Source organism: Aminobacter sp. HY435, assembly GCF_027568395.1.
Lineage (GTDB): Bacteria > Pseudomonadota > Alphaproteobacteria > Rhizobiales > Rhizobiaceae > Aminobacter.
In genome coordinates this window covers 330,510-351,582 of the sequence record NZ_JANKZL010000006.1, presented here as the reverse complement: position 1 = coordinate 351,582, position 21,073 = coordinate 330,510, and the positions used below count along the sequence as shown (strand labels likewise).

The following is a 21,073-nucleotide window of genomic DNA, read 5'->3' as shown; positions in this document are numbered from 1 at the left end:
CCGGAGCGGCAGGGTCTGCCGTCGTCCGGTGCGCCCAGGAAGCTAAGAGCCGCCGCATCAGTATTCGAGAGAGGCAAACACCCGAAGAAATAGGAAAGTCATAAAGGGGCGGAACGCAGATCCCGCACCGAATTCGGGTCAGGCCGACTGCACCAACTCGATGCTTTCGCTGAGCCATGTGCCGATCTTGGCGCCCAGCTTGTCCGGCGACACCGGCTTGGGCAGGTAGTCGTCCATGCCGGCCTCGATGCATTTTTCGCGGTCGCCCTTCAGCGCATGCGCGGTCACGCCGATGATCGGGGTGTGCCGGCCGCTATCGGCCTCCTCGGCGCGGATGGCGCGGGTGGCCTCGTAGCCGTTCATTTCCGGCATCGAGACATCCATCAGCACCAGCTTGGGACCAAAGGTGCGGTACATCTCCACCGCCGTGCGGCCGTTGCCGGCGATGCGGTGGCTGAGGCCGAGGCCGGACAGGATTTGACCGAAGACGAGCTGGTTGACCTCGTTGTCCTCCGCCACCAGAACGTCGAGCGCCTCGCCATGCAGCGACATCGGCTCCGGCTGGACCAGGGGGGTGGGGGCCGGACCGCGAATGACGGTGAAGGGCGGCGGCGCATGCCGGACGGGCTCGCGCACGAATTCGGTCCTGGAGCTCTGCGCGCGCGCCTTTTGCACGGCGGCGATGACGGTGCCGAGCAGCACCGCCGAACGCGCCGGCTTGGTGAGGTGGGCGGCGATGCCGAAATCCAGCACCATGCGGCCGAAGTCGACCTGGTCGACGGAAGTCAGCAGCACGACCGGGATCGAAGATGTACGGCTGTCGGCGGCGATCGCCTTGGCGACGTCGGCGCCGTTCATGCCCGGCATCTGGTAGTCGAGGATGACGCAGTCGACGCTGGCGCCGAGTTGCGCGGCGCGGTCGAGGAAGGCAAGGCCGATGGCGCCGCTTTCGGCGGCGGCGCAGTCGAAGCCCCAGCTGCGCAGCTGCTCGAGCAGGATCTCGCGGTTGACGGGATTGTCGTCGACGACCAGCACGCGCGCGCCGGTGACGTCGACCGGGACGATGCCGCCACTCTCCTGCGCTTCGTAGACCGGCAACATCGCCGTGAACCAGAAGACCGAGCCCTTGCCGAGCTCACTCTCAACGCCGATATGGCCGTGCATCAGGTCGACAAGGCGTGCGGCGATGGCGAGCCCAAGTCCGGTGCCCTCGTGGCGGCGGGTCGAGCTGCCGTCGACCTGGGCGAACTTCTCGAAGACGCTCTGCAGCTTGTCGGCGGGAATGCCGATGCCGGTGTCCTCGACGCGGACCTTGAGCGCCACCATGTCGTCGGTCTGCTGGCCCGACACATCGACAAGCACGTGGCCGCGTTCGGTGAACTTGACCGCGTTGCCGAGCATGTTGGTGATGATCTGGCGGAAACGCCCGACATCGCCGACGAGATGGGTCGGTAGCTTGGGATCGATGCGGACGATGAGCTCGAGGTTCTTTTCGGCGACCCGGGCGGAGATCAGGGTGGCGACGTCCTCGACCGCTTCGCCGAGAGCAAAAGGTGCCGGATCGAGCGTCAGCTGACCGGCATTGATCTTGGAGAAATCGAGCACGTCGTTGATGATGGTCAAAAGCGCGTTGCCCGACTTCACGATGACATCGGTGAAGGTTTTTTGGCGCGGCGTCAGGTCTGTTCGCGCCAGAAGTTCGGCCATGCCGAGCACCCCGTTCATCGGCGTGCGGATCTCATGGCTCATGTTGGCGAGGAATTCCGACTTGGCGCGGTCGGCGGCCTCCGCCTTGGCCAAGGAGGCAGAGCTTTCGGCGAAAGCCTTGCGGATGGCGCTTTCCATCGGGCGGAACACCCACAGGGCGACGGCGCCGATGACGAGCACCAAAAGCAGGCTTGCGGTCATCAGCAGCCTGTCGCTGCGCGCCTCGGCAAGCTTGCGCTCCTCCTCCATGACATTGCGCGCCCTGATGAGCATCGGCTGGGCGAACAGGTCGTTCTGGTTGCGAATCGCGCGGTGGGTCCATTCATCCGGCTTCTGCGCCGCAGCCAGGCCGGTCAGGTTGAGGGCCATGTCGCGGGCCGACCAGAACAGATCGCCGTTGACGGCGGCGCTGTCGAGTTCGCGCAGCGACTTTTCGCCCATTGCGGGGCGCACCCCGGCGATTGCCGCGGTCAGGCTTTCGATGCCTGCCTCGATCCTGGCCGCATGGTTGCGTGCGGCGGCGGCAAGCGCCTCGCGCGTCTCGGGCCGCCAGGCGGAGGTGGTCGTTTCAGTGAAGTTGGAGGCGTTGCGCAGGTCGCGCGTGAAGGAAAGCAGCTCGGTTGCGATGGCGTCGACGCTGCGGCGATAGGCGTTGCCATTGCTGAAGGCAGCCATGACCGCGGCAGAGGTCAGCGCGAAGATCAGGAGACCCGACAGGTATCTGATCCGTATAGAACGGATGAAGGACGAGTGCTCCGGCATGCGCAACCCCAACACATACGCACAATCTTAACGAGCCGGAATAGACACCATTAACATTAAGAGTTTCTAACCCTGCGCGGTCGCCCGCGCAGGTTGCAACAGTCAAAGCGAAGCATTGTTCAACTGTTGCGGTTGGCAATAAAGCTTGCGGCGGCTTTCAGCATGATCGCCCGCTCGCCGAAAGGCTCGATCAGGTTGTGGGCCTGGCCGACAAGCCCGGCGAGTTGCGTTCTTGCCCAGTTGGCGCCATGCAGCGAAACCAGCGTCGCCTTGCCGGCGGCGGCGTCCTTGCCGGTTGCCTTGCCCATCGTCTCCGCGTCCGCCGTCAGGTCGAGAAGATCGTCGGCGAGCTGGAAGGCAAGGCCGATAGCCGAACCGAATTCAGCCAGCCTCTCGCGATCCTGAGGCGAAGCCCCGGCGATGATGGCCCCGGCTTCGCAGGCAAAGCGCAGCAAGGCCCCGGTCTTCATCGCCTGCAGGCGGATGATGCCGGCTTCGTCGGGCTTGTTGCGCTCGGCGTCGAGGTCGAGCGCCTGGCCACCAACCATGCCGCCCGGACCGGCGGCGCGCGCCAGCGCCAGCACAAGTGCTGCCCGGCGGTCGGCCGGCAGTTGCGTCGCCTCGTCGGCTATGATGTCGAAGGCATGGGTCAACAGGCCGTCGCCGGCGAGGATCGCGGTTGCCTCGTCGAAGGCCTTGTGCACGGTCGGCTGGCCACGGCGCAGGTCGTCATCGTCCATTGCGGGCAGGTCGTCGTGGATCAGCGAATAGCAATGCACGCATTCAAGCGCGGTCGCGATGCGCAGCGCCGCTTCGCCGTCGGCGTCGAACAGGGCAGCACTTTCGAGAACGAGAAACGGCCGCAGTCGCTTGCCGCCGTTGAGCGCGCCATGACGCATCGCCGCCATCAGATGCTGGGGCCGGACGATTTCGCCCGGCAGGATTTGCTCGCTCAGCAGGAGCCTGAGTTCCGTCTCCACCGCGTCGGCGCGCAAGCGAAGGGCGGTTTCGAACATGATATCGCTGTCGATCGTCATGGCGGCGAGCGGTAGCCGACAGTCAGGCGTTGCGCAAGAAGCCAACCGCCTTTATGCCGAAAGGCTGACAGGCAAGGGCAGGGTGGGTTGTCGGAACCGATCGTAGAGCCGGAAACCGAAAGGCTGGAGATGGGAGCAAGACGCGGGTTTTCCTCGCGTGGTGGTCTGCGTCGCTGGATGCGGCTCGGTGTGCTCGCGATCGCGGTGATGGCGGCGCTGCCTGTCGTTCTGACGGTGCTCTACCTGCCGCCTTTCGTGCATCCGGTGTCGACCCTGATGCTCAAGGATCTCGCGACCTTGAGGGGCTATGACCGGCAATGGGTAGCGCTCGGCGACATCGCGCCGGTTCTCGCCCATTCTGTGATCATGTCCGAGGACGGGCAGTTCTGCTCGCATCGCGGCGTCGACCTTGGCGAGCTCAGGGGCGTGATCAGCGATGCGCTTGACGGCGAGGCGACTCGCGGCGCATCGACAATCCCCATGCAGACGGTGAAGAACCTGTTCCTGTGGAACGGGCGCTCGTTCGTGCGCAAGGTTGTCGAGCTGCCGCTGGCAATCTACTTCGACGCGCTGGTGCCCAAGCGCCGGATCATGGAAATCTACCTCAACATCGCCGAATGGGGGCCGAACATCTACGGCATAGAGGCGGCGTCGCAGCACTATTTCGGCAAACCGGCGAAGCAGCTGTCGCGCCGGCAGGCGGCACTTCTCGCGGTCACCTTGCCCAATCCGGCGGCGCGCAACCCGGCCAAGCCGGGGCCTGGCCTTCGGCGTCTGGCTTCGGTCATAGAGCGGCGTGCGTCTCGAGCAGGCGCCTACGTCCAGTGTCTCGACTGACTAGTATGTGGCTGGCTTGAAAAAAGAGTCGGTTCGGGCTGGTCAACGGCGGTTTCGCCGTGTATAGGCTCGCCAACTTATCTCAGTTTCCGGCCTTGGAGCGGCCCTTTCACGAGGGCGAACAGGGTCAATTGACCGATTGGTGGAGTATATCCATGGCTGTTCCAAAACGAAAAACCTCCCCGTCCAAGCGCGGCATGCGCCGTTCGGCCGATGCCCTCAAGGCGCCGACCTACGTCGAGGACAAGAATTCCGGTGAGATGCGCCGTCCGCATCACATCGACCTGAAGACCGGCATGTACCGCGGTCGCCAGGTTCTGACGCCGAAGGAAAGCTGAGAAGCTTTTCCGCGTCACGCGTGATAAAGAAAGGACCGGCCCTGCCGGTCCTTTCTTTTTGCGTGCCGGCCGGCAATTCGAAGCTTCGCGACTGATATGAGCGACGTCGGACCATTGTCCGACGAGCCAAGGCGGCTGTAGTAGTTTGAAGCTCGGCATGATTCTTTTCGGGGATCGATTCCGATTTACGGGGTCGGGCCCGGGCCGCGATGCCGCAAGGCGCCGGCGCAACGCGGAGAAGGCTCCATGCTCGCTGGCATTCCTCTTCTGATCATACCCTTTATTCTGTTCAATGCAGGGTTGGCGGGCTTGTTCGGGGCCGGTCCGGCCAGCGATCCGTGGTCGATCGAGGTGGTCTCGCTGACCATGATGTCGGGCGGCGTGTTCAGCCTGTCCCTCGGCGACCTGCTTGTGGTCGTCGCGCTGCTGTTGTTCTTCGTTGAAATCGTCAAGGCGACGCGCACGACCAGCGCCTCGGTCGTCGACCATCTGCTATCGACCTTCGTGTTCGTCGCGTTCCTGGTCGAGTTCCTGCTGGTGCGCGCGGCCGCGCACTCGGTATTCTTCATCCTGATGGTGATTGCGCTGCTCGACGTGCTCGCCGGGTTCTCGGTCTCGTTGCGCTCGGCGCATCGCGACGTCACCTTCGGCCGAGAATAGCGCGCCCGCGAAGGGCGCGCAGAGATCTACACCTTGGCGACGAAACCCGCGGCTTCGATTCCGGCTATCGCCGCCAGTTCATCATTGTCGGAGGTGTCGCCGGAAATGCCGACCGCGCCGAGGACGTCGTCGTTCTTGTTGCGGATCAGCACGCCACCGGGCACTGGCACGATCTTGCCGCCTGAGACCGCCGACAACCCCTGGAAGAAATGCGGGCGTTCGACGGCGGCTGTCCCCAAGGCCCGCGAACTGGTGCCGACGGCGAGCGCGCCGTAAGCCTTGCCGGAGGCCACTTCCGCACGGATAAAGGGCGCGCCATCCTGGCGCTGGAAGGCGAGCAGATGACCGCCGGCGTCGAGCACCGCCACGCCGAGCGGCTTGAAATTCTGCCGGGCGCCGAGTTCGAAAGCTGTGGCGATGATTACGTTGGCCTTGGCCAGGGTCAGTTCGGTCATGGCGGGTCCTCTGTTGTTGGGCGCCTTGTGGATCGCCCCGAAAAACGATCCCGGCAAGGCAAGATACTGGGGCGCTCCAAGTGGCTGAGCGCGGTCTGCGCGTCCAGCTGAATGCGCCACGCCTAGCAAACACGCTTGGCGCGCCGTGCAAAACCCTGCGTCAGGTTGAAAATCTCTCGCCCAAACGGGTAGTGGCGGTGCGGTGACCGGAGGCCGTTGCCGGCGACGCGCTCCCGCTCATGTGCAAGGGGCCGCCTTGGCGGCGGCCCGACTGGTCACATCGAATCGATCTTGCGCTGCATGGCGGCGATCTGCTCCTTGAGCTCCTTCAACTCGTCGGGCTTGTCGGCAGGCGCCTTGGCCGGCTCGGCCGGAGCGCTGCCAGCGCCGGCGGTCGGGAACGGGGTGAACATGCGCATCGCGTTCTGGAACATTTCCATGTTGCGGCGCGTCTGCTCTTCCAGCGCCTTCATCGGGGTGGCGCCCTTCATCATGTCGATCGGCGCCTTGCCGAAGCTCGACTGGATCTGCTCGCGAAAACGCTCCTGCTCCTTGGCGAAGGCGATCATCGACTGTTCGAGAAAGCTCGGAACGACCATTTGCATCTGGTCGCCGTAAAACGAGATCAACTGGCGCAGGAACGGGATCGGCAGCATGTTCTGCCCGTCCTTGTTCTCCAGCTCGAAGATGATCTGGGTCAGCACCGGATGGGTGATGTCCTCGCCGGTCTTGGCGTCCTGGACGGTGAACTCTTCGCCCTTCTTGACCATTTCGGCCAGGTCTTCGAGCGTCACATAAGTGCTCGTGCCGGTATTGTAGAGCCGCCGGTTGGCGTATTTCTTGATTGTTACAGGCTCGTCTTTTGCAGGCATCAGCATCCTCCCCCGGAAGACCGGTATGCCATGTAAGCAGCCGGTAACATTGCGCCTGCCTATCAGGATAAGCGTAAAGCAACCGCAAATCCAAGCAATTTGTGCAGTGCAAGAATGGGCGGCGGCGATGCGCCGGGAAAAGAATGCTGCGCAGCAATGCTGCACTGCGGCCGCAGCATGGACCGCGTTCGGATTTTTCCGGTTTGACTCGTGTCATGGAACGGGCAAGAAAAGTCGTGAGCGCCAATTCAAGACGCACACAAAACCATTTCGCTTCTCGAAGTCCGGAGAGAATCATGTCCGCCCCCACCTCCATCGTCGTAGCCAGCGCGGCCCGAACCGCCGTCGGCTCGTTCAACGGCGTCTTCGCCAATACGCCGGCCCACGAACTCGGCGCGGCCGCCGTCAGGGAAGCTCTGGCGCGCGCCGGCGTCGATCCCAAGGAAGTCGACGAGGTTGTGCTCGGCCAGATCCTGACCGCCGGTGCCGGCCAGAACCCGGCGCGCCAGGCTGCAATGGCAGCCGGCATTCCGCAGGAAGCCACCGCCTGGGGCCTCAACCAGCTTTGCGGCTCGGGCCTGCGCACCATTGCCGTCGGCATGCAGCAGATCGCCATGGGCGACGCCAGGATCATCGTTGCCGGCGGCCAGGAGTCGATGTCGATGGCCCCGCACTGCCAGCATCTGCGCAACGGCGTGAAGATGGGCGACTTCAAGATGCTCGACACGATGATCAAGGACGGCCTGACGGATGCCTTCTACGGCTACCACATGGGCAACACGGCCGAGAACATCGCTCGCCAGTGGCAGTTGAGCCGCGAGGAACAGGACGTGTTCGCCGTCGCTTCGCAGAACAAGGCTGAAGCCGCGCAGAAGGCCGGCCGGTTCGCCGACGAAATCGTGCCCTTCACCATCAAGGGCAAGAAGGGCGACACCGTCGTCGACCAGGACGAATACATCCGCCATGGCGCAACGCTCGAGTCGGTCGCCAAGCTGCGTCCGGCTTTCGACAAGGAAGGCACTGTTACTGCCGGCAACGCGTCGGGCATCAATGACGGCGCCGCCGCTGTCGTCCTGATGAGCGAAGCCGAGGCGGTGCGCCGCGGCGTTACCCCGCTGGTGCGCATCGTTTCGTGGGCGACCGCGGGTGTCGATCCGCAGATCATGGGCACCGGCCCGATCCCGGCTTCGCGCAAGGCGCTGGAAAAGGCTGGCTGGTCGGTCGGCGACCTCGACCTGGTCGAGGCCAACGAGGCGTTCGCGGCGCAGGCCTGCGCGGTCAACAAGGACATGGGCTGGAACCCCGACATCGTCAACGTTAATGGCGGGGCGATCGCCATCGGCCACCCGGTCGGCGCATCGGGCGCCCGCGTGTTCAACACGCTGGTCTACGAGATGCGGCGACGCGGGGCCAAGAAGGGTCTCGCGACCCTGTGCATCGGCGGCGGCATGGGCGTCGCGATGTGTGTCGAGGCGATGTAAACAGACAAACGAAAGGGCGGCCAATGTGCCGCCCTTTTTGTCATCATAAGCCTGTCACGAGATCAGGCCATCAAGCGGCAAAGCAGAAAAGGGGAAACGCATGAGCAAGGTTGCACTCGTCACGGGCGGAACGCGCGGCATCGGCGCCGCCATTTCGATGGCGCTCAAGAATGCAGGCTATTCGGTTGCCGCCAACTATGCCGGCAATGACGAAGCGGCGCAGAAATTCAAGGCGGAGACCGGCATCCCGGTCTACAGGTGGTCGGTCGCCGACTACGACGCCTGCGAAGCCGGCATCAGGCAGGTCGAGGCCGACCTCGGCCCGGTGGCGGTCCTGGTCAACAACGCCGGCATCACCCGCGATTCGATGTTTCACAAGATGACTCGCGACCAGTGGCGCGAAGTGATCGACACCAACCTGCACGGCGTCTTCAACATGACGCATCCGCTGTGGAGCGGCATGCGCGACCGCAAGTTCGGCCGCGTCGTCACCATCTCGTCGATCAACGGCCAGAAGGGCCAGGCCGGACAGGCAAACTATTCGGCATCGAAGGCCGGCGACATAGGCTTCACCAAGGCGCTGGCCCAGGAGGGCGCGCGCGCCGGTATCACCGTCAACGTCATCTGCCCCGGCTATATCGGCACCGACATGGTGATGGCGGTACCGGAAAAGGTGCGCGAATCGATCATCGCGCAGATCCCGGTCGGCCGCCTTGGCGAGCCGGAAGAAATCGCGCGCTGCGTGGTGTTCCTGGCTTCCGAGGATTCGGGCTTCATCACGGGGGCGACCATCACCGCCAATGGCGGACAATATTTCGCCGGCTGAGCCGCATCGCTGACAGGCAGGGACGGCGCCGCGAGGCGCCGTCTTTTTTGCATCATTCCCAGCCTGGCTGGCGCACAATAAGGAAGCCCGCAGTCGCAACACTGCGGGCTTTTTCTTTGAGACACGCCGATTTGGAGCGCGTGGGCGATCGAGGGCAGCATGCGGCCGAAGGCCGATGTTGCCCACGGTCTCATTCCGGCTCGAACAGTGCCTTGTGGGTGATGCCGGCAAGGACCGCGCCGACGATCGGGGCGACCCAGAACAGCCAGAGCTGCTGCAGGGCTATGCCGCCGACGAACAATGCCGGGCCGGTCGAGCGGGCGGGGTTGACCGAGGTGTTGGTGACCGGGATCGAAATCAGGTGGATGAGGGTCAGCGCCAGGCCGATGGCGATGGGCGCGAAGCCCTTTGGCACGCGACCATGGGTCGAGCCGAGGATGATCATCAGGAACATGAAGGTCAGAACGACCTCGATGATCAGCGCCGACGACAGGCCGTACTTGCCCGGTGAGGCGTCACCATAGCCGTTGGTGGCGAAGCCGCCGATGCCGGCAAAGTCGGCCTTGCCGGTGACGATCACATAGAGAACTGTCGAAGCCACGATCGCGCCCACCACCTGGACGACGATGTAGGGGATCAACTCCTTGGCTTCAAAGCGTCCGGCCACCATCAAGCCGACCGAGACCGCAGGATTGAAGTGTCCGCCGGAAATGCCGCCGACGGCGTAGGCCATGGTCAACACAGTCAGGCCGAAAGCAAACGCGACACCGAGAAATCCGATGCCGAGTTCGGGAAAGCCGGCTGCGAGCACCGCGCTGCCGCAGCCGCCGAAGACAAGCCAGAATGTGCCAAAGAACTCCGCAAACAGACGTTTGGTCATGAATAGTCCCTCCGTTCATCGCTCTGCACGGTGCACCGCATTCTTTCCGGAGGGCCCGTCCGGGCATTCCCCGCCGCGCAGACTCAACAATCGAATGGAGACACGGCTCGATCCGTCGCACAATTGGTGTGCTTACCTTAAGGGAATGCAATCACAGATTTTTTCGACTTGGGCAAAGCGTGCCGAAACGGCACGCAATGGTTAACGCTGCTTGCGCTGCCGGTGGGCAAGCTTGTGCATGGCTTGTGGGCAATCGGTGGAGCGCCAGTGGAAAACACAAGATGTAGCGGTGAACAAACCGGGAAAATGTCGCCGACAGTGATTCGTCGCCAGTTCGTTCCGCATTTGGTTCAATTCTTAATCAAATGCCGGTTGCATGGTCCCTCGCGCTTAACGTAAAGGTAGGAAAGGTGAATATTTTCATGGTTTTGACTGAGTGCCGGCAGGTGCGAGAACCTGGCAGCCGGAAAAAGTTAACGCAGGCACGTCTGAGCGGAACGGAAATATTTTAGTGAATCTGCATGTGGTGCGGATTGTCCAGGCTTCTTCTATATGTTGGGGTGAACAAAACCTGAATCATCGGGAGTCAGTGATTCGTCGCTGATTCGTTCCAGACTCGTTCCAACTCTTAAGGCTGGAACATTTCTGCTTTCGCTTCGGCCCCGAAATCCCTATGTGTCCACTCGGCGCGACGAGCGCCGCAACGCCGGGCGCGCCTGGTGCCGAGGGTGGTTCCTTAGAATGAATGTGCACTCCAGGCAGAACGATCCCCTGATCCTCTCGGGCAGAGATGTGACAGCGGTGCTGGGGCCGACCAACACCGGCAAGACGCACCTCGCCATCGAGCGCATGGTCGCTCATGAAAGCGGTGTCATCGGACTGCCGCTGCGCCTTCTGGCGCGCGAGGTCTATGGTCGGCTGTGCGAGAAAGTCGGCGCGCACAAGGTCGCGCTTGTCACCGGCGAAGAGAAGATCCTGCCGCCGGGGGCGAGATATTCGGTCTGCACCGTCGAAGCGATGCCGCGCCAGACCGACGCCGCGTTCGTCGCCATCGACGAGGTGCAGCTTGCCGGCGATCTCGAGCGTGGCCACATCTTCACAGACCGCATCCTGCATCTGCGTGGCCGGCAAGAGACCTTGCTGCTCGGCGCGCACACCATGCGCGGCATTCTTGAAAGGTTGCTCAAGGGCGTGTCGGTCGTCACCCGGCCGCGCCTGTCGCATCTCGCCTATGCCGGTTCGAAGAAGCTGACCCGGCTGCCGCGCCGCTCGGCCATCGTCGCGTTTTCGGCCGACGAGGTCTACGGCATCGCCGAGCTGATCCGGCGCCAGCAGGGCGGCGCTGCCGTGGTGCTCGGGGCGCTCAGCCCGCGGACCCGCAATGCGCAGGTCGAGCTCTACCAATCCGGGGACGTCGACTATCTGATTGCGACCGACGCCATCGGCATGGGGCTCAACCTCGATGTCGATCACGTGGCCTTTGCCCAGAACCGCAAGTTCGACGGTTATCAATTTCGCCAGCTGACCGCCGCCGAGCTCGGCCAGATCGCCGGTCGCGCCGGGCGGCACCTGCGCGACGGAACGTTCGGGGTGACCGGCCGCGTCGACCCTTTCGACGATGAGCTGGTCGAGAAGATCGAGGCGCATGATTTCGACCCGGTGAAGGTGCTGCAGTGGCGCACTGCCTCGTTCGACTTCGCCAGCATCGACGCGCTCAAGCGCTCGATTGACACGGTCGCGCCGGTCGAAGGGCTGACGCGCGCGCTGCCGGCTGTCGACGCCCAGGCGCTGGAGCATCTGTCGCGCGATCCTTCGATCCGCGACCTCGCGACCGGCAGGGAGCGCGTGGCGCTGCTGTGGGAAGCCTGCGCGCTGCCCGACTATCGCAAGATCGCGCCGGCTCAGCATGCCGATCTCATCGCGTCGATGTATGACGATCTTGCCCGCCGCGGTCATGTCGACGAGAACTACATGGCTGAACAGGTGCGCCGGGCCGATTCCACCGAGGGCGACATCGATACGCTTTCGCACCGCATCGCCCAGATCAGAACCTGGACTTTTGTCTCCAATCGTCCCGGATGGCTTGCCGATCCGGCACATTGGCAGGAAAAAACGCGCAACATCGAAGACAGATTGTCAGATGCACTGCATGAGCGGTTGACGAAACGCTTCGTAGACCGCAGGACTTCCGTCCTCATGCGCCGCCTTAGAGAAAACAGTATGCTTGAAGCCGAAATCAGCCAGTCCGGAACCGTCGTTGTCGAAGGTCACCATGTAGGTGAATTGCAAGGGTTCCGTTTTACCGCCGATCAAAGCGTCGGCGGCGAAGACGCCAAGGCGGTGCGCAACGCGGCGCAAAAGGCGCTGGCCGCCGAATTCGAAGCGCGCGCCGAGCGCTTCGCTACCTCGCCAAACGGCGACATCGCGCTAGGCTCGGATGGCGTGCTGCGCTGGATCGGCGCGCCGATCGGCACCCTGGTCGAGGGCGAGGATGCGCTGAAGCCGCGCGTCGTGCTTCTGGCCGACGAGCAGCTGACGGGTCCGGCCCGAGACAAGGTTGCCGCGCGCGCCGACCGTTTCGTCAATTTCCAGATCGAGCTTTTGCTCAAGCCGCTGGTCGATCTGAAGTCGGCCGACCAGTTGTCCGGCATCGGCCGCGGCATCGCGTTCCAGCTGGTCGAGAATTTCGGCCTTATGAACCGTCGCGACATTGCCGAAGAGGTGAAGTCGCTGGATCAGGAAGGCCGCGCGGCGCTGCGCCGTCTCGGCGTGCGCTTTGGCGCCTACCACGTGTTCGTGCCGGCTCTGATCAAGCCGGCGCCCGCCGGTCTCGTGACGCTTTTGTGGGCGCTCAAGAATGACGGCAAGGACAAGCCGGGCTTTGGCGACGTCGTCCACGCGCTGGCCGCCGGCCGCACGTCCGTCGTCATCGATCCGACCTTCGACAAGACCTTCTACAAGCTGGCTGGCTTCCGCAATCTCGGTCGTCGCGCCGTGCGCGTCGACATCCTCGAGCGTCTCGCCGATCTCATCCGTCCGGCGCTTGCCTGGAAGCAGGGAACCGGCACGCGTCCGGAAGGCGCTTACGATGGCAGCGCTTTTGTCGTCACCCCCCAGATGATGTCGATCCTCGGCGCCACCGGCGACGACATGGAAGAAATCCTGAAGGGCCTGGGCTACCGCGCCGAGCCGAAGCCGGCCGCCGAGGTCAAGGAAAAGCTGGAAGCCATCGATACTGCCGTTCGCGATGCAGTCGCCAAGGCAGCCGCCGCGAAAGCCGCAGCTGCCGAGGCTGCCGCTGGCAGTGAAGCCGCCGATGTCTCTGCCGAGCCATTCGCCGAGACGGCCGAAGCCGCCGGCGAAGCAGCACCCGTTGCCGAGGTTGCGGAGCAGCCGGAAGCCGTCGCCGAGGCAGTCGTCGAGGTTGCCGCGGAGCCGGTGGCCGAAGTCGAGGCTGCTGCGCCGGAAGCCGAAACCGTTGCGGCCGAAACGCCCGCAGCCGAAGCCGGTGCAGCGGAAACGCCTGTTGCTGAAGCAGCAGAGCCCGCCGAAGAGCCCAAGCCCATCTTGTTGTGGCGTCAGGGCCGCTTCGAGCAGCGTCCGCGCCACCGTCAGGACAATCGTCCGCGTGGTGGCCAGCGCGACCAGCGCACGGCAGGTGCCCCCGCGGCCCGTCAGGGCGAGGGCAATCGCAGCCGCGAGGCAGGCGAGGGCGGGCGCGACAACGGTCGTCCGCGCTTTGACCGCAAGCCTGGCGGCAAGCCGCAGGGCGAGGGCGGACGTCCCGAGCAGCGCAACCGTGGTGAACGCCCCGCCGGCGACAAGCGTGACGGCGATCGCGGCGGCTTCAAGGGAAAGCCGGCGTTCCAGCAGAAGCCACGCGAGGAGCGTCCGGTGCGCATCGATCCCGATTCGCCCTTCGCCAAGCTCGCCGCGTTGCGTGACCAGTTGAAGAAGTAGAAGCCTTGGCCGGCGAGGGAAGACAGCGCATCGACAAGTGGCTGTTCTTCTCGCGCGCGGTGAAGTCGCGCTCCCTCGCCGCCAAGCTGGTGCAGGGCGGCGGCGTCAGGTCAAACGGCCAGAAGCTTGGCCAGGCTTCCGACCTGGTCAAGTCCGGCGATGTGCTGACGATCACGCTGGACCGCCGCATCCTGGTCTACAAGGTGCTGTTGCCGGGCGACCGGCGCGGGCCGGCCGAGGAAGCGCGGCGGCTCTACGAAGACATCTCGCCGGCGTCGACCCCCAAGGATCAGGCGCCGCCTGACGCCCGCCCGCCGCTGCGCGACATGGGCAGCGGACGCCCGACGAAGAAGGAACGCCGCGCCACCGACCGCCTGCGCGGCGAGTAGCCGCCTTGCCGGCGGGATCGATTGCCGTTTGTTCAAGGCCTATGGCAACGCCTTCGCCCGAGTGCCGCGCAAGATGAGAAAGACGTTCCGCCAACCCGGCTCTGCGCGGAATGGCCGCCCTTGCAACAGCCCGGCAAAGGGGCTACCTCACCAAAAACGATACGAAGTACGGGAAGTTCCGGAGCCACCTCATGACCTACGTCGTCACCGACAACTGCATCAAGTGCAAGTACACCGATTGTGTCGAGGTCTGTCCGGTCGACTGCTTCTATGAAGGCGAGAACATGCTCGTCATCCATCCCGACGAGTGCATCGATTGCGGCGTTTGCGAGCCGGAATGCCCGGCTGACGCGATCAAGCCGGACACCGAGCCGGGTCTCGACAAATGGCTCCAGATCAACACCGAATATGCCAGCAAGTGGCCCAACCTGACGACCAAGAAGGACGAATTGCCCGAGGCCAAGGAGTTCGACGGCGTCGAGGGCAAGTTTGAGAAGTTCTTCTCCGCCGAGCCGGGCGACGGTAACTGAGGGCAGCGGAGCCGGAAGGTTCCGCGCCAGGGGGCTTGAGCGCTGCCATTGTCTCTTGACGTGGCTAACCCTTCGCGTATGCAGCAAAATCTTGATTCTTGCGACTTTTTGTGTTACAGCTCGGTCAACATGCCGATGACACAACGTCGATCTATGGCTCAAAGCCTAAATCACTGAAAGGTGCAACCCCAATCCGGACCAGAGTAATCTGGGCACGGCGGTCGCGTTATTTGCGGTTTGCTGGGTCCAAGTTCTCCGATTGGGGGGGTGACTGTCGTGCGGCAGAATGTCGCGTGTTGCGACTATCCTCGTTCAGCCGGCCTCGGCGGGCCGGTGTTACAAGAAGGAGTTCAGGGCGTATGGCAACAACTACCATCCCGCAGAAGAAATCCGCAGGGCGTCACGGTTTCAAGACCGGCGAGTATATCGTCTATCCGGCGCACGGCGTAGGCCAGATCGTTTCGATCGACGAGCAGGAAGTGGCGGGACACAAGCTGGAACTCTTCGTCATCGATTTCCAGAAGGACAAGATGCGCCTGAAGGTGCCGGTCGCCAAGGCGACGTCCATCGGCATGCGCAAGCTGTCGGAGACCGACTATGTCGAACGCGCGCTGAAGGTCGTTCAGGGCCGCGCCCGCGTGAAGCGCACCATGTGGTCGCGCCGCGCGCAGGAGTATGATGCGAAGATCAACTCCGGCGACCTGATCTCGATTTCGGAAGTCGTTCGCGACCTCTACCGTGCCGAGAACCAGCCCGAGCAGTCCTACTCCGAGCGTCAGCTCTATGAGGCAGCACTCGATCGCATGGCGCGCGAACTGGCTGCGGTCAACCGCCTGTCGGAGACCGAGGCCGTCCGCCTGATCGAGGCAAACCTCAACAAGGGTCCGAAGCGCGGCGCCAAGGCCGACAATGAAGAAGCCGAAGTCGACGAGCAGGAAGAAGCTGCCTGATCCGGCCTTCGGTCCCGTACAAGAAACCCGGCCATTGGCCGGGTTTTTTTGTTGGTGACGGGCGTGGTGCCTGTTGGTTTTGGGGGGTAGGGCGCCTGCGGTGACGCCCCAGTACCCTCATGGTGAGCCTGTCGAACCACGAGGGCGCTGGACGGGGCCATGAGGTCAACTCAATAGCAGGCTGCACGACCTTTGCGGTCTCAAGCGGTCGCAGCCTGGCGCGCTGATGGTTCGACAGGCTCACCACGAGGGCTACCGGGACCGCGGGTATGTGCTTCGCTGCATACGTCTCGGCGACGCGGCTAGCCTTCGCCACCCTCGCCGCCACCCTCATGCGCGTGCTGGTGGGTGATCGAGGCGATGAAGCGCCGGGTGCGTTCGTGGCTGGGGTTGCCGAAGACTTCCGCCGCCGGCCCTTGTTCGACGATCGCGCCGGCTTCGAGGAAGACCACCTCCTGCGCCACCTTTGAAGCCAGCCTGAGGTCGTGCGTCGCCATCACCATGGTGGTGCCTTCCTTGGCGAGCTGGTTCAGCACGTCGACGACTTCCTGCGCCAGTTCCGGGTCGAGCGCCGAGGTCGGCTCGTCGCAGAGCAGCACCTTGGGCGAGGGGGCAAGCGCGCGGGCAATCGCCACACGCTGCTGCTGGCCGCCCGACAGCGTCGCCGGCCAAGCATCCTCCTTGTGCGACATGCCGACCTTGTCGAGCAGCGCTGCCGCTCGTTCGCGCGCCTTCGCCTCCGGCCACTTCAGCACCGTCACCAGACCCTCCATGACGTTTTCGATCGCCGTGCGGTGCGGGAACAGCTGGAAGTTTTGGAACACCATGCCGGTCTGGCGGCGCAGCTGCTGGATGGCCCTGGTGGAAACCTTGACGCCGGGTTCGAACGCGATCGCGTCGTCGCCTATGCGCACCGTGCCCGACGTCGGAATCTCGAGCAGGTTGATGCAGCGCAGAAGCGTGCTCTTGCCGCCGCCCGAGGGGCCGACGAGTGCGGTGACGCTGCCTTCGCGGATGCTTACCGAGACGTCCTTGATGACGGTATTGTCGCCGAAGCGCTTGACGATGTTGGAAAGACCGATCACGACCGCGCCTCCAGGAAGCCGCCATAGCGGTTGAGCCGTTTCTCGAGCCGGACCTGCAGCGCCGACAGCACCGAACTCATCGCAAGGTAGAGCAGGGCCGCTTGGACGTAGAGGATCAGCGGTTCGTAGGTGGTGGCGACGATACGCTGCGCGGCCTGAAACATCTCCGGAACGGTGATGGCGGCGGCAAGCGAGGTGTCCTTGACCAGCGAGATGAAGGTGTTGGAGAGCGGCGGCACGGCAACCCGCGCCGCTTGCGGCAGGATCGTCCGGCGCATTGCCTGGCTCCAGGTCATGCCGATCGAGTAGGCGGCCTCCCATTGTCCCTTGGCGACCGAGCTGATGGCGGCGCGGATGATCTCGGAGGAATAGGCGCCGACATTCAGCGTGAAGCCGATCAGGGCCGCGGGAAACGCGTCGAGCACGATGCCGACGCTGGGCAGGCCGTAGAAGATCAGGAACAGCTGCACCAGCAATGGGGTGCCACGAATGACCCAGACGTAGAAGCGGACGATGGACGCCAGCCACCACGGTCCGAACAGGCGGGCCAGGGCGGCCCCCAGACCGACCGTCAGCCCGAAGGCGAAGGACAGCAGCGTCAGCGGCGCCGTGAAGACAAGCGCGGCCCACAACAGCGGGCCGAGCGATTCCAGCATCAATTGCAGCCAGTGTGGCAAGATAATGCTCCCTCCCCAAAACGGGCGAGCCCGGAAAATCGCAGATTTTCCGGGCAAGTTCATGGGGAAAATGAAAATGGGAATTCAGGACATGGAAAAAGGGGTAGCCGCCTTGCGGCGGCCACCCCAGCGGGAGGAACTTGTTACTGCGAGACGTCGGTGCCGAAGTAAGTCTCGGAAATCTTCTTGTAGGTGCCGTCGGCCTTGATCTCGGCCAGCGCCTTGTTGATCGCTTCGACGAGTTCCGGCTCGCCCTTGCGCACGATCACGCCCGAAGCGTCGGCCTTGTCTTCCTCGGCGACGATCTTCACGTCGGCATCGGGCTTCTGCTTCTTGAAGTCGTAGAATGAGAGCGAGTCGTTGATGGTGGCGTCGGCGCGGCCGTTAAGCACGAGCTGTATCGACTGGTCGAAGCCATCGGTTCCGACGAGCTCGGCGCCGTTGGCCTCGGCGATCTTGCCGAAGTTGCTGGTCAGCGACTGGGCCGATTTCTTGCCCTTCAGGTCGGCGAAGCCCTTGATGTCGTCGTTCTTGCCGCTGACGATCAGCACCGCCTTCGAGATGATGTACGGATCGGAGAAATCATATTTGGCCTTGCGCGCCTCGGTAATGCCGACCTGGTTGATCACGGCGTCGTAGCGCTTGGCGTCGAGGCCCGCGATCAGGCCATCCCACTTGCCTTCGAGGAATTCGGCCTGCACGCCGAGACGCTTGGCGATCTCGCGGCCGATCTCGACGTCGAAACCGACAAGCGCACCCGCTGCGTCGTGATAGGTGAAGGGCGCGTAGGTTCCCTCGGTGCCGATCTTCAGCGTGCCTGCCGACTTGATCTGATCCAGATTCTCGCCGGCGTGACCGGCTGCGATCGCCGCAAGTTGCAGCGTTGCGGCGACGGTGAACGTTTTCAACCAGTTCATCTTGTTCGATCCCGAATTTTGTTGCCGCCAATTTTTGGCGCGCAGATTGTGATTGAGCTCAATCTGCCAGAAGCAGAAGCACATATTAAGGAACGAAATTCCAATTCTGCTGCCAAAGTGAAATCAGAATCCTGAGGCTGGCCGGCCTCCTTCCTGCCGTTGGAACGATTTCGAAAATAGCGCGTTCTCGCCCGTGGGGAAGTACCAGCGGGGATCAGGTGAAATGGCGGCGGCAAGCCGTTCAAGGGCAACGCAAGGAGCAGTCGATGGGCATGGACAGGGCTGGATTGGGGGGCGAAGCCATGATGTTGCGGGCTGCGTCGCGCGCGCCTTACCTGGAACGGGGAGAGGAACTTGCGCTTGCCATTCGCTGGAAAGAGAAACGCGACCAGCAGGCGCTCGATCGCATAGCAACCGCCCACATGCGGCTTGCCATCTCGATGGCAGTCAAGTTTCGTCGATACGGTCTACCGATGGGCGATCTTATCCAGGAGGGTCATGTCGGCCTGCTTGAAGCTGCCGCGCGTTTCGACCCGGATCGCGACGTGCGTTTCTCGACCTATGCCACCTGGTGGATCAGGGCGTCGATGCAGGACTATGTGCTGCGCAACTGGTCGATCGTGCGCGGCGGAACAAGTTCGGCGCAAAAGTCGCTGTTCTTCAATTTGCGCCGCATGCGCGCCCGGCTGTCGCAAAGCGGAGAGCCGGTCGGCGCATTGTCGGCCTACAAGCAGATTTCAGTCGCCCTTGGCGTGTCCGAGGCGGATGTCGCCCTCATGGATATGCGGCTGTCGGTGCCCGACACGTCCCTCAATGCTCCGTTGAACGTCGAAAACGATTCCGGTGAGCGCATGGATTTGCTGGTTTCCGATGCGCCGCTGCCGGACGAGCAGGTTTGCGAGACGATCGACATCGAGCGACGCTCCAGCTGGCTGCGCGACGCGCTGTCGGTGCTGAACGAGCGCGAGATGCATATCATCGCGCAGCGCAGGCTGAGCGAGAACGGAGCCACGCTCGAAGAACTTGGCTCGCTTCTCGGCATATCGAAGGAACGCGTGCGTCAGATCGAGACCCGCGCCCTGGAGAAGCTGAAGTGCGCGCTGGTCAAGGAAAACAGCGCGTTCTGCGTCTTCTGACTATCTGTCCGTCACGATCTTGACCTTGTCGCCCGCCGACAAGGTCGCGCCGGGGGCCAGCGCATTAAGCACCCGGAACAGGTCCAGCTTGCGGTCGACGCCCACCATGCTGGCCGCGAGCGAGCCCATCGTCTGGCCCGGCTGAACCGTGACAACGCGGATACGCAGCGGCTTGAGCGCCGCCTTCTCCGCGGCCGTCATGACGTGGAAGCTCGAGCTTACCGAACGGGCAACGCTGTCGAGTTCGGTGCTCGCGGTCGGGGCGGCAGTCAGCAGGCGATAGACCTGCGCGCCGGCGCGGATGACCATGATGTCGAACTTCCAGCCCTCGGCGCTTGCGCGCGCAAATGCTGCTTCATTGCCGTTGATCGTTTCCGCTCTGATGCTTGACGGGTCGAGACCCGCAACCCAGCCGCTCTTGATGTAGTCGGAAAGCGAAAGCTTGCTGTCGATGGTCACGCCGTCGAAGCGGATGGCGATGTTGCCGGGGCCTGTCGCGGTCACGGCGGCGGCGGTGTTGTCGATGACAAAACCCTGCGGCACGGCGAACGAGATGCCGAGCTTGGGATGCAGGAACGTCGTGCCGCGCACATAGCCTTCGTCGGGCGTATCGCCGAACAACAGGCCATCGATGCCGGCAAGGAAGGATTCGCGGTCACGCTGGCCGATGCCCGGCGCGCCGAACTGGCGGGCGTGACGTTGCGCCAGATCGATGCGCTGTGGCGCGTTGGGGTGGCTGGCGAGAAAGTCGAGGCTGGCGTCGGTGGCGCCGCTGACGGCGCGCAGGTCGCTATAGGCGGCCATCGATTGCAGGAAGCGTCCGGCGGCGAATGGATCGTAGCCGGCCTGGCCGCTCATCTTGATGCCGATGCCGTCAGCTTCGAGCTCCTGGTTGCGCGAGAATTGCGCCAGCCTGAGCTTGCCGCGGATAAGCGCTGCCTTGGCTGTCGGGCTTTCGCCGAGAACATCGGTGACGACCTTGGTCGCCAGAACCTCCTCGGCCTCCTTCTGCTGGCGCTGGACGCCATGGTTGGCGGTGACGTGGCCCATCTCGTGGGCGATGACGGCGGCGAGTTCAGCCGAATCGTTGGCGAGCGCCAGCAGGCCGCGGGTCACGTAGAGATAGCCGCCAGGCAGCGCGAAGGCGTTGACGTTGGGCGAATTGAGGATGGTGATGCGGTAGGTCTGGTTCGGGTTTTCCGAAACCGTGGTCAGGCTGCCCACCACCTTGGCGACCATGCGCTCAAGCTTGGGATCCGAATATTCGCCGCCATAGGTGGCGAGGATACGCGGATGCTGGGCCTTGGCGATTTCAGCCAGCTTGTCGTTGCGCGAAACGTTGTCGACCGTCACCGGATTGTTGGACGGCTGAAAGCCCGACTCGCGCAAATCTGTCGAATTGAGTGCCTGGCAGCCGGCGACAAGCGCCAACAGCGCTACGGCGACGGCTAGTCGCGTGTGGCGTGACATGCGCATTTCGGGACGGCCGTGGCGGCGGGTAGGCAGGGCAGTTTCCTTTCGGCATTCCTGGCAGAGAGCGAAGCAACCGCCGAATATCTAGCTTGGACCTAGCC

The 21,073-nt window shown here is 63.6% G+C and carries 19 protein-coding genes; 10 read left to right on the top strand and 9 right to left on the bottom strand.

Translation table 11 applies throughout. The annotated features are described in order from the left end of the window. Positions 1-138 precede the first annotated feature (138 nt). The gene (locus PCJ21_RS11075; protein ID WP_269931452.1) at positions 139-2,469 is read right to left on the bottom strand and encodes a response regulator; all 2,331 of its coding nucleotides are present in this window, start codon (positions 2,467-2,469) and stop codon (positions 139-141) included. Between the two features lie 119 nt (positions 2,470-2,588). Continuing rightward, positions 2,589-3,506 (bottom strand): polyprenyl synthetase family protein, encoded by a 918-nt coding sequence (locus PCJ21_RS11070; protein WP_269931451.1) that lies wholly within the window; start codon positions 3,504-3,506, stop codon positions 2,589-2,591. A 129-nt stretch (positions 3,507-3,635) separates the two neighbouring features. On the opposite strand from PCJ21_RS11070, the gene mtgA reads away from it, so the two are divergent. From mtgA to PCJ21_RS11055, 3 genes are all read left to right on the top strand, one after another. Next, positions 3,636-4,343 (top strand): monofunctional biosynthetic peptidoglycan transglycosylase, encoded by a 708-nt coding sequence (gene mtgA, locus PCJ21_RS11065; protein WP_269931517.1) that lies wholly within the window; start codon positions 3,636-3,638, stop codon positions 4,341-4,343. 155 nt (positions 4,344-4,498) lie between these two features. After that, a complete protein-coding gene (gene rpmF, locus PCJ21_RS11060) occupies positions 4,499-4,681 on the top strand; it encodes a 50S ribosomal protein L32 (RefSeq protein ID WP_008834724.1) in 183 nt (60 codons plus the stop codon). 246 nt (positions 4,682-4,927) lie between these two features. Then, positions 4,928-5,341, top strand: a complete 414-nt coding sequence (locus tag PCJ21_RS11055) for a hypothetical protein (RefSeq protein WP_269931450.1) — start codon at positions 4,928-4,930, stop codon at positions 5,339-5,341. A gap of 26 nt (positions 5,342-5,367) precedes the next feature. Here PCJ21_RS11055 and PCJ21_RS11050 read toward each other — a convergent pair whose 3' ends face one another. Both PCJ21_RS11050 and phaR read right to left on the bottom strand, forming a co-directional pair. Further along, positions 5,368-5,796 carry a GlcG/HbpS family heme-binding protein gene (locus PCJ21_RS11050; protein ID WP_269931449.1) on the bottom strand — a complete coding sequence of 143 codons (429 nt, stop codon included), beginning with the start codon at positions 5,794-5,796 and terminating at the stop codon, positions 5,368-5,370. A gap of 275 nt (positions 5,797-6,071) precedes the next feature. Beyond that, positions 6,072-6,668: a polyhydroxyalkanoate synthesis repressor PhaR gene (gene phaR / locus PCJ21_RS11045; RefSeq protein WP_269931448.1), complete on the bottom strand. Its 597-nt coding sequence runs from the start codon at positions 6,666-6,668 to the stop codon at positions 6,072-6,074. A 296-nt stretch (positions 6,669-6,964) separates the two neighbouring features. Between phaR and PCJ21_RS11040 the strand changes: the two genes are divergently transcribed. Next, on the top strand, positions 6,965-8,149 hold the full coding sequence (locus tag PCJ21_RS11040) for an acetyl-CoA C-acetyltransferase (protein ID WP_269931447.1): 1,185 nt from the start codon (positions 6,965-6,967) through the stop codon (positions 8,147-8,149). A 100-nt stretch (positions 8,150-8,249) separates the two neighbouring features. After that, on the top strand, positions 8,250-8,975 hold the full coding sequence (locus PCJ21_RS11035; protein ID WP_269931446.1) for a beta-ketoacyl-ACP reductase: 726 nt from the start codon (positions 8,250-8,252) through the stop codon (positions 8,973-8,975). 190 nt (positions 8,976-9,165) lie between these two features. On the opposite strand, the gene aqpZ is transcribed toward PCJ21_RS11035, so the two are convergent. After that, complete coding sequence (aqpZ, locus tag PCJ21_RS11030; RefSeq protein WP_269931445.1) at positions 9,166-9,855, bottom strand: aquaporin Z; 690 nt, start codon at positions 9,853-9,855, stop codon at positions 9,166-9,168. A 741-nt stretch (positions 9,856-10,596) separates the two neighbouring features. Between aqpZ and PCJ21_RS11025 the strand changes: the two genes are divergently transcribed. The 4 genes from PCJ21_RS11025 to PCJ21_RS11010 all read left to right on the top strand — a co-directional run bounded on the left by PCJ21_RS11025 (position 10,597) and on the right by PCJ21_RS11010 (position 15,684). Further along, positions 10,597-13,815, top strand: a complete 3,219-nt coding sequence (locus PCJ21_RS11025; protein WP_269931444.1) for a helicase-related protein — start codon at positions 10,597-10,599, stop codon at positions 13,813-13,815. A gap of 5 nt (positions 13,816-13,820) precedes the next feature. After that, positions 13,821-14,204 (top strand): RNA-binding S4 domain-containing protein, encoded by a 384-nt coding sequence (locus PCJ21_RS11020; protein WP_269931443.1) that lies wholly within the window; start codon positions 13,821-13,823, stop codon positions 14,202-14,204. Positions 14,205-14,395: 191 nt separating this feature from the next. Then, positions 14,396-14,734, top strand: coding sequence for a ferredoxin FdxA (gene fdxA, locus PCJ21_RS11015; protein ID WP_269931442.1), 339 nt, complete (start codon positions 14,396-14,398; stop codon positions 14,732-14,734). Positions 14,735-15,093: 359 nt separating this feature from the next. After that, a complete protein-coding gene (locus PCJ21_RS11010) occupies positions 15,094-15,684 on the top strand; it encodes a CarD family transcriptional regulator (RefSeq protein WP_269931441.1) in 591 nt (196 codons plus the stop codon). 302 nt (positions 15,685-15,986) lie between these two features. Here PCJ21_RS11010 and PCJ21_RS11005 read toward each other — a convergent pair whose 3' ends face one another. The 3 genes from PCJ21_RS11005 to PCJ21_RS10995 all read right to left on the bottom strand — a co-directional run bounded on the left by PCJ21_RS11005 (position 15,987) and on the right by PCJ21_RS10995 (position 18,363). Continuing rightward, positions 15,987-16,769 (bottom strand): amino acid ABC transporter ATP-binding protein, encoded by a 783-nt coding sequence (locus PCJ21_RS11005; protein ID WP_269931440.1) that lies wholly within the window; start codon positions 16,767-16,769, stop codon positions 15,987-15,989. Then, entirely contained in the window at positions 16,766-17,446 is a 681-nt protein-coding gene (locus PCJ21_RS11000) for an amino acid ABC transporter permease (protein ID WP_269931439.1), read from the bottom strand. The genes PCJ21_RS11005 and PCJ21_RS11000 overlap by 4 nt, the downstream gene beginning before the upstream one ends. A gap of 143 nt (positions 17,447-17,589) precedes the next feature. After that, entirely contained in the window at positions 17,590-18,363 is a 774-nt protein-coding gene (locus tag PCJ21_RS10995; RefSeq protein WP_269931438.1) for an amino acid ABC transporter substrate-binding protein, read from the bottom strand. Between the two features lie 266 nt (positions 18,364-18,629). Here PCJ21_RS10995 and PCJ21_RS10990 point away from each other — a divergent pair, with 266 nt between their 5' ends. Continuing rightward, positions 18,630-19,499, top strand: a complete 870-nt coding sequence (locus PCJ21_RS10990; protein ID WP_269931437.1) for an RNA polymerase factor sigma-32 — start codon at positions 18,630-18,632, stop codon at positions 19,497-19,499. Here the strand turns inward: PCJ21_RS10990 and PCJ21_RS10985 are convergent, their stop codons facing one another. Next, a complete protein-coding gene (locus PCJ21_RS10985) occupies positions 19,500-20,969 on the bottom strand; it encodes a M48 family metalloprotease (RefSeq protein WP_269931436.1) in 1,470 nt (489 codons plus the stop codon). Between the last annotated feature and the right edge of the window lie 104 nt (positions 20,970-21,073).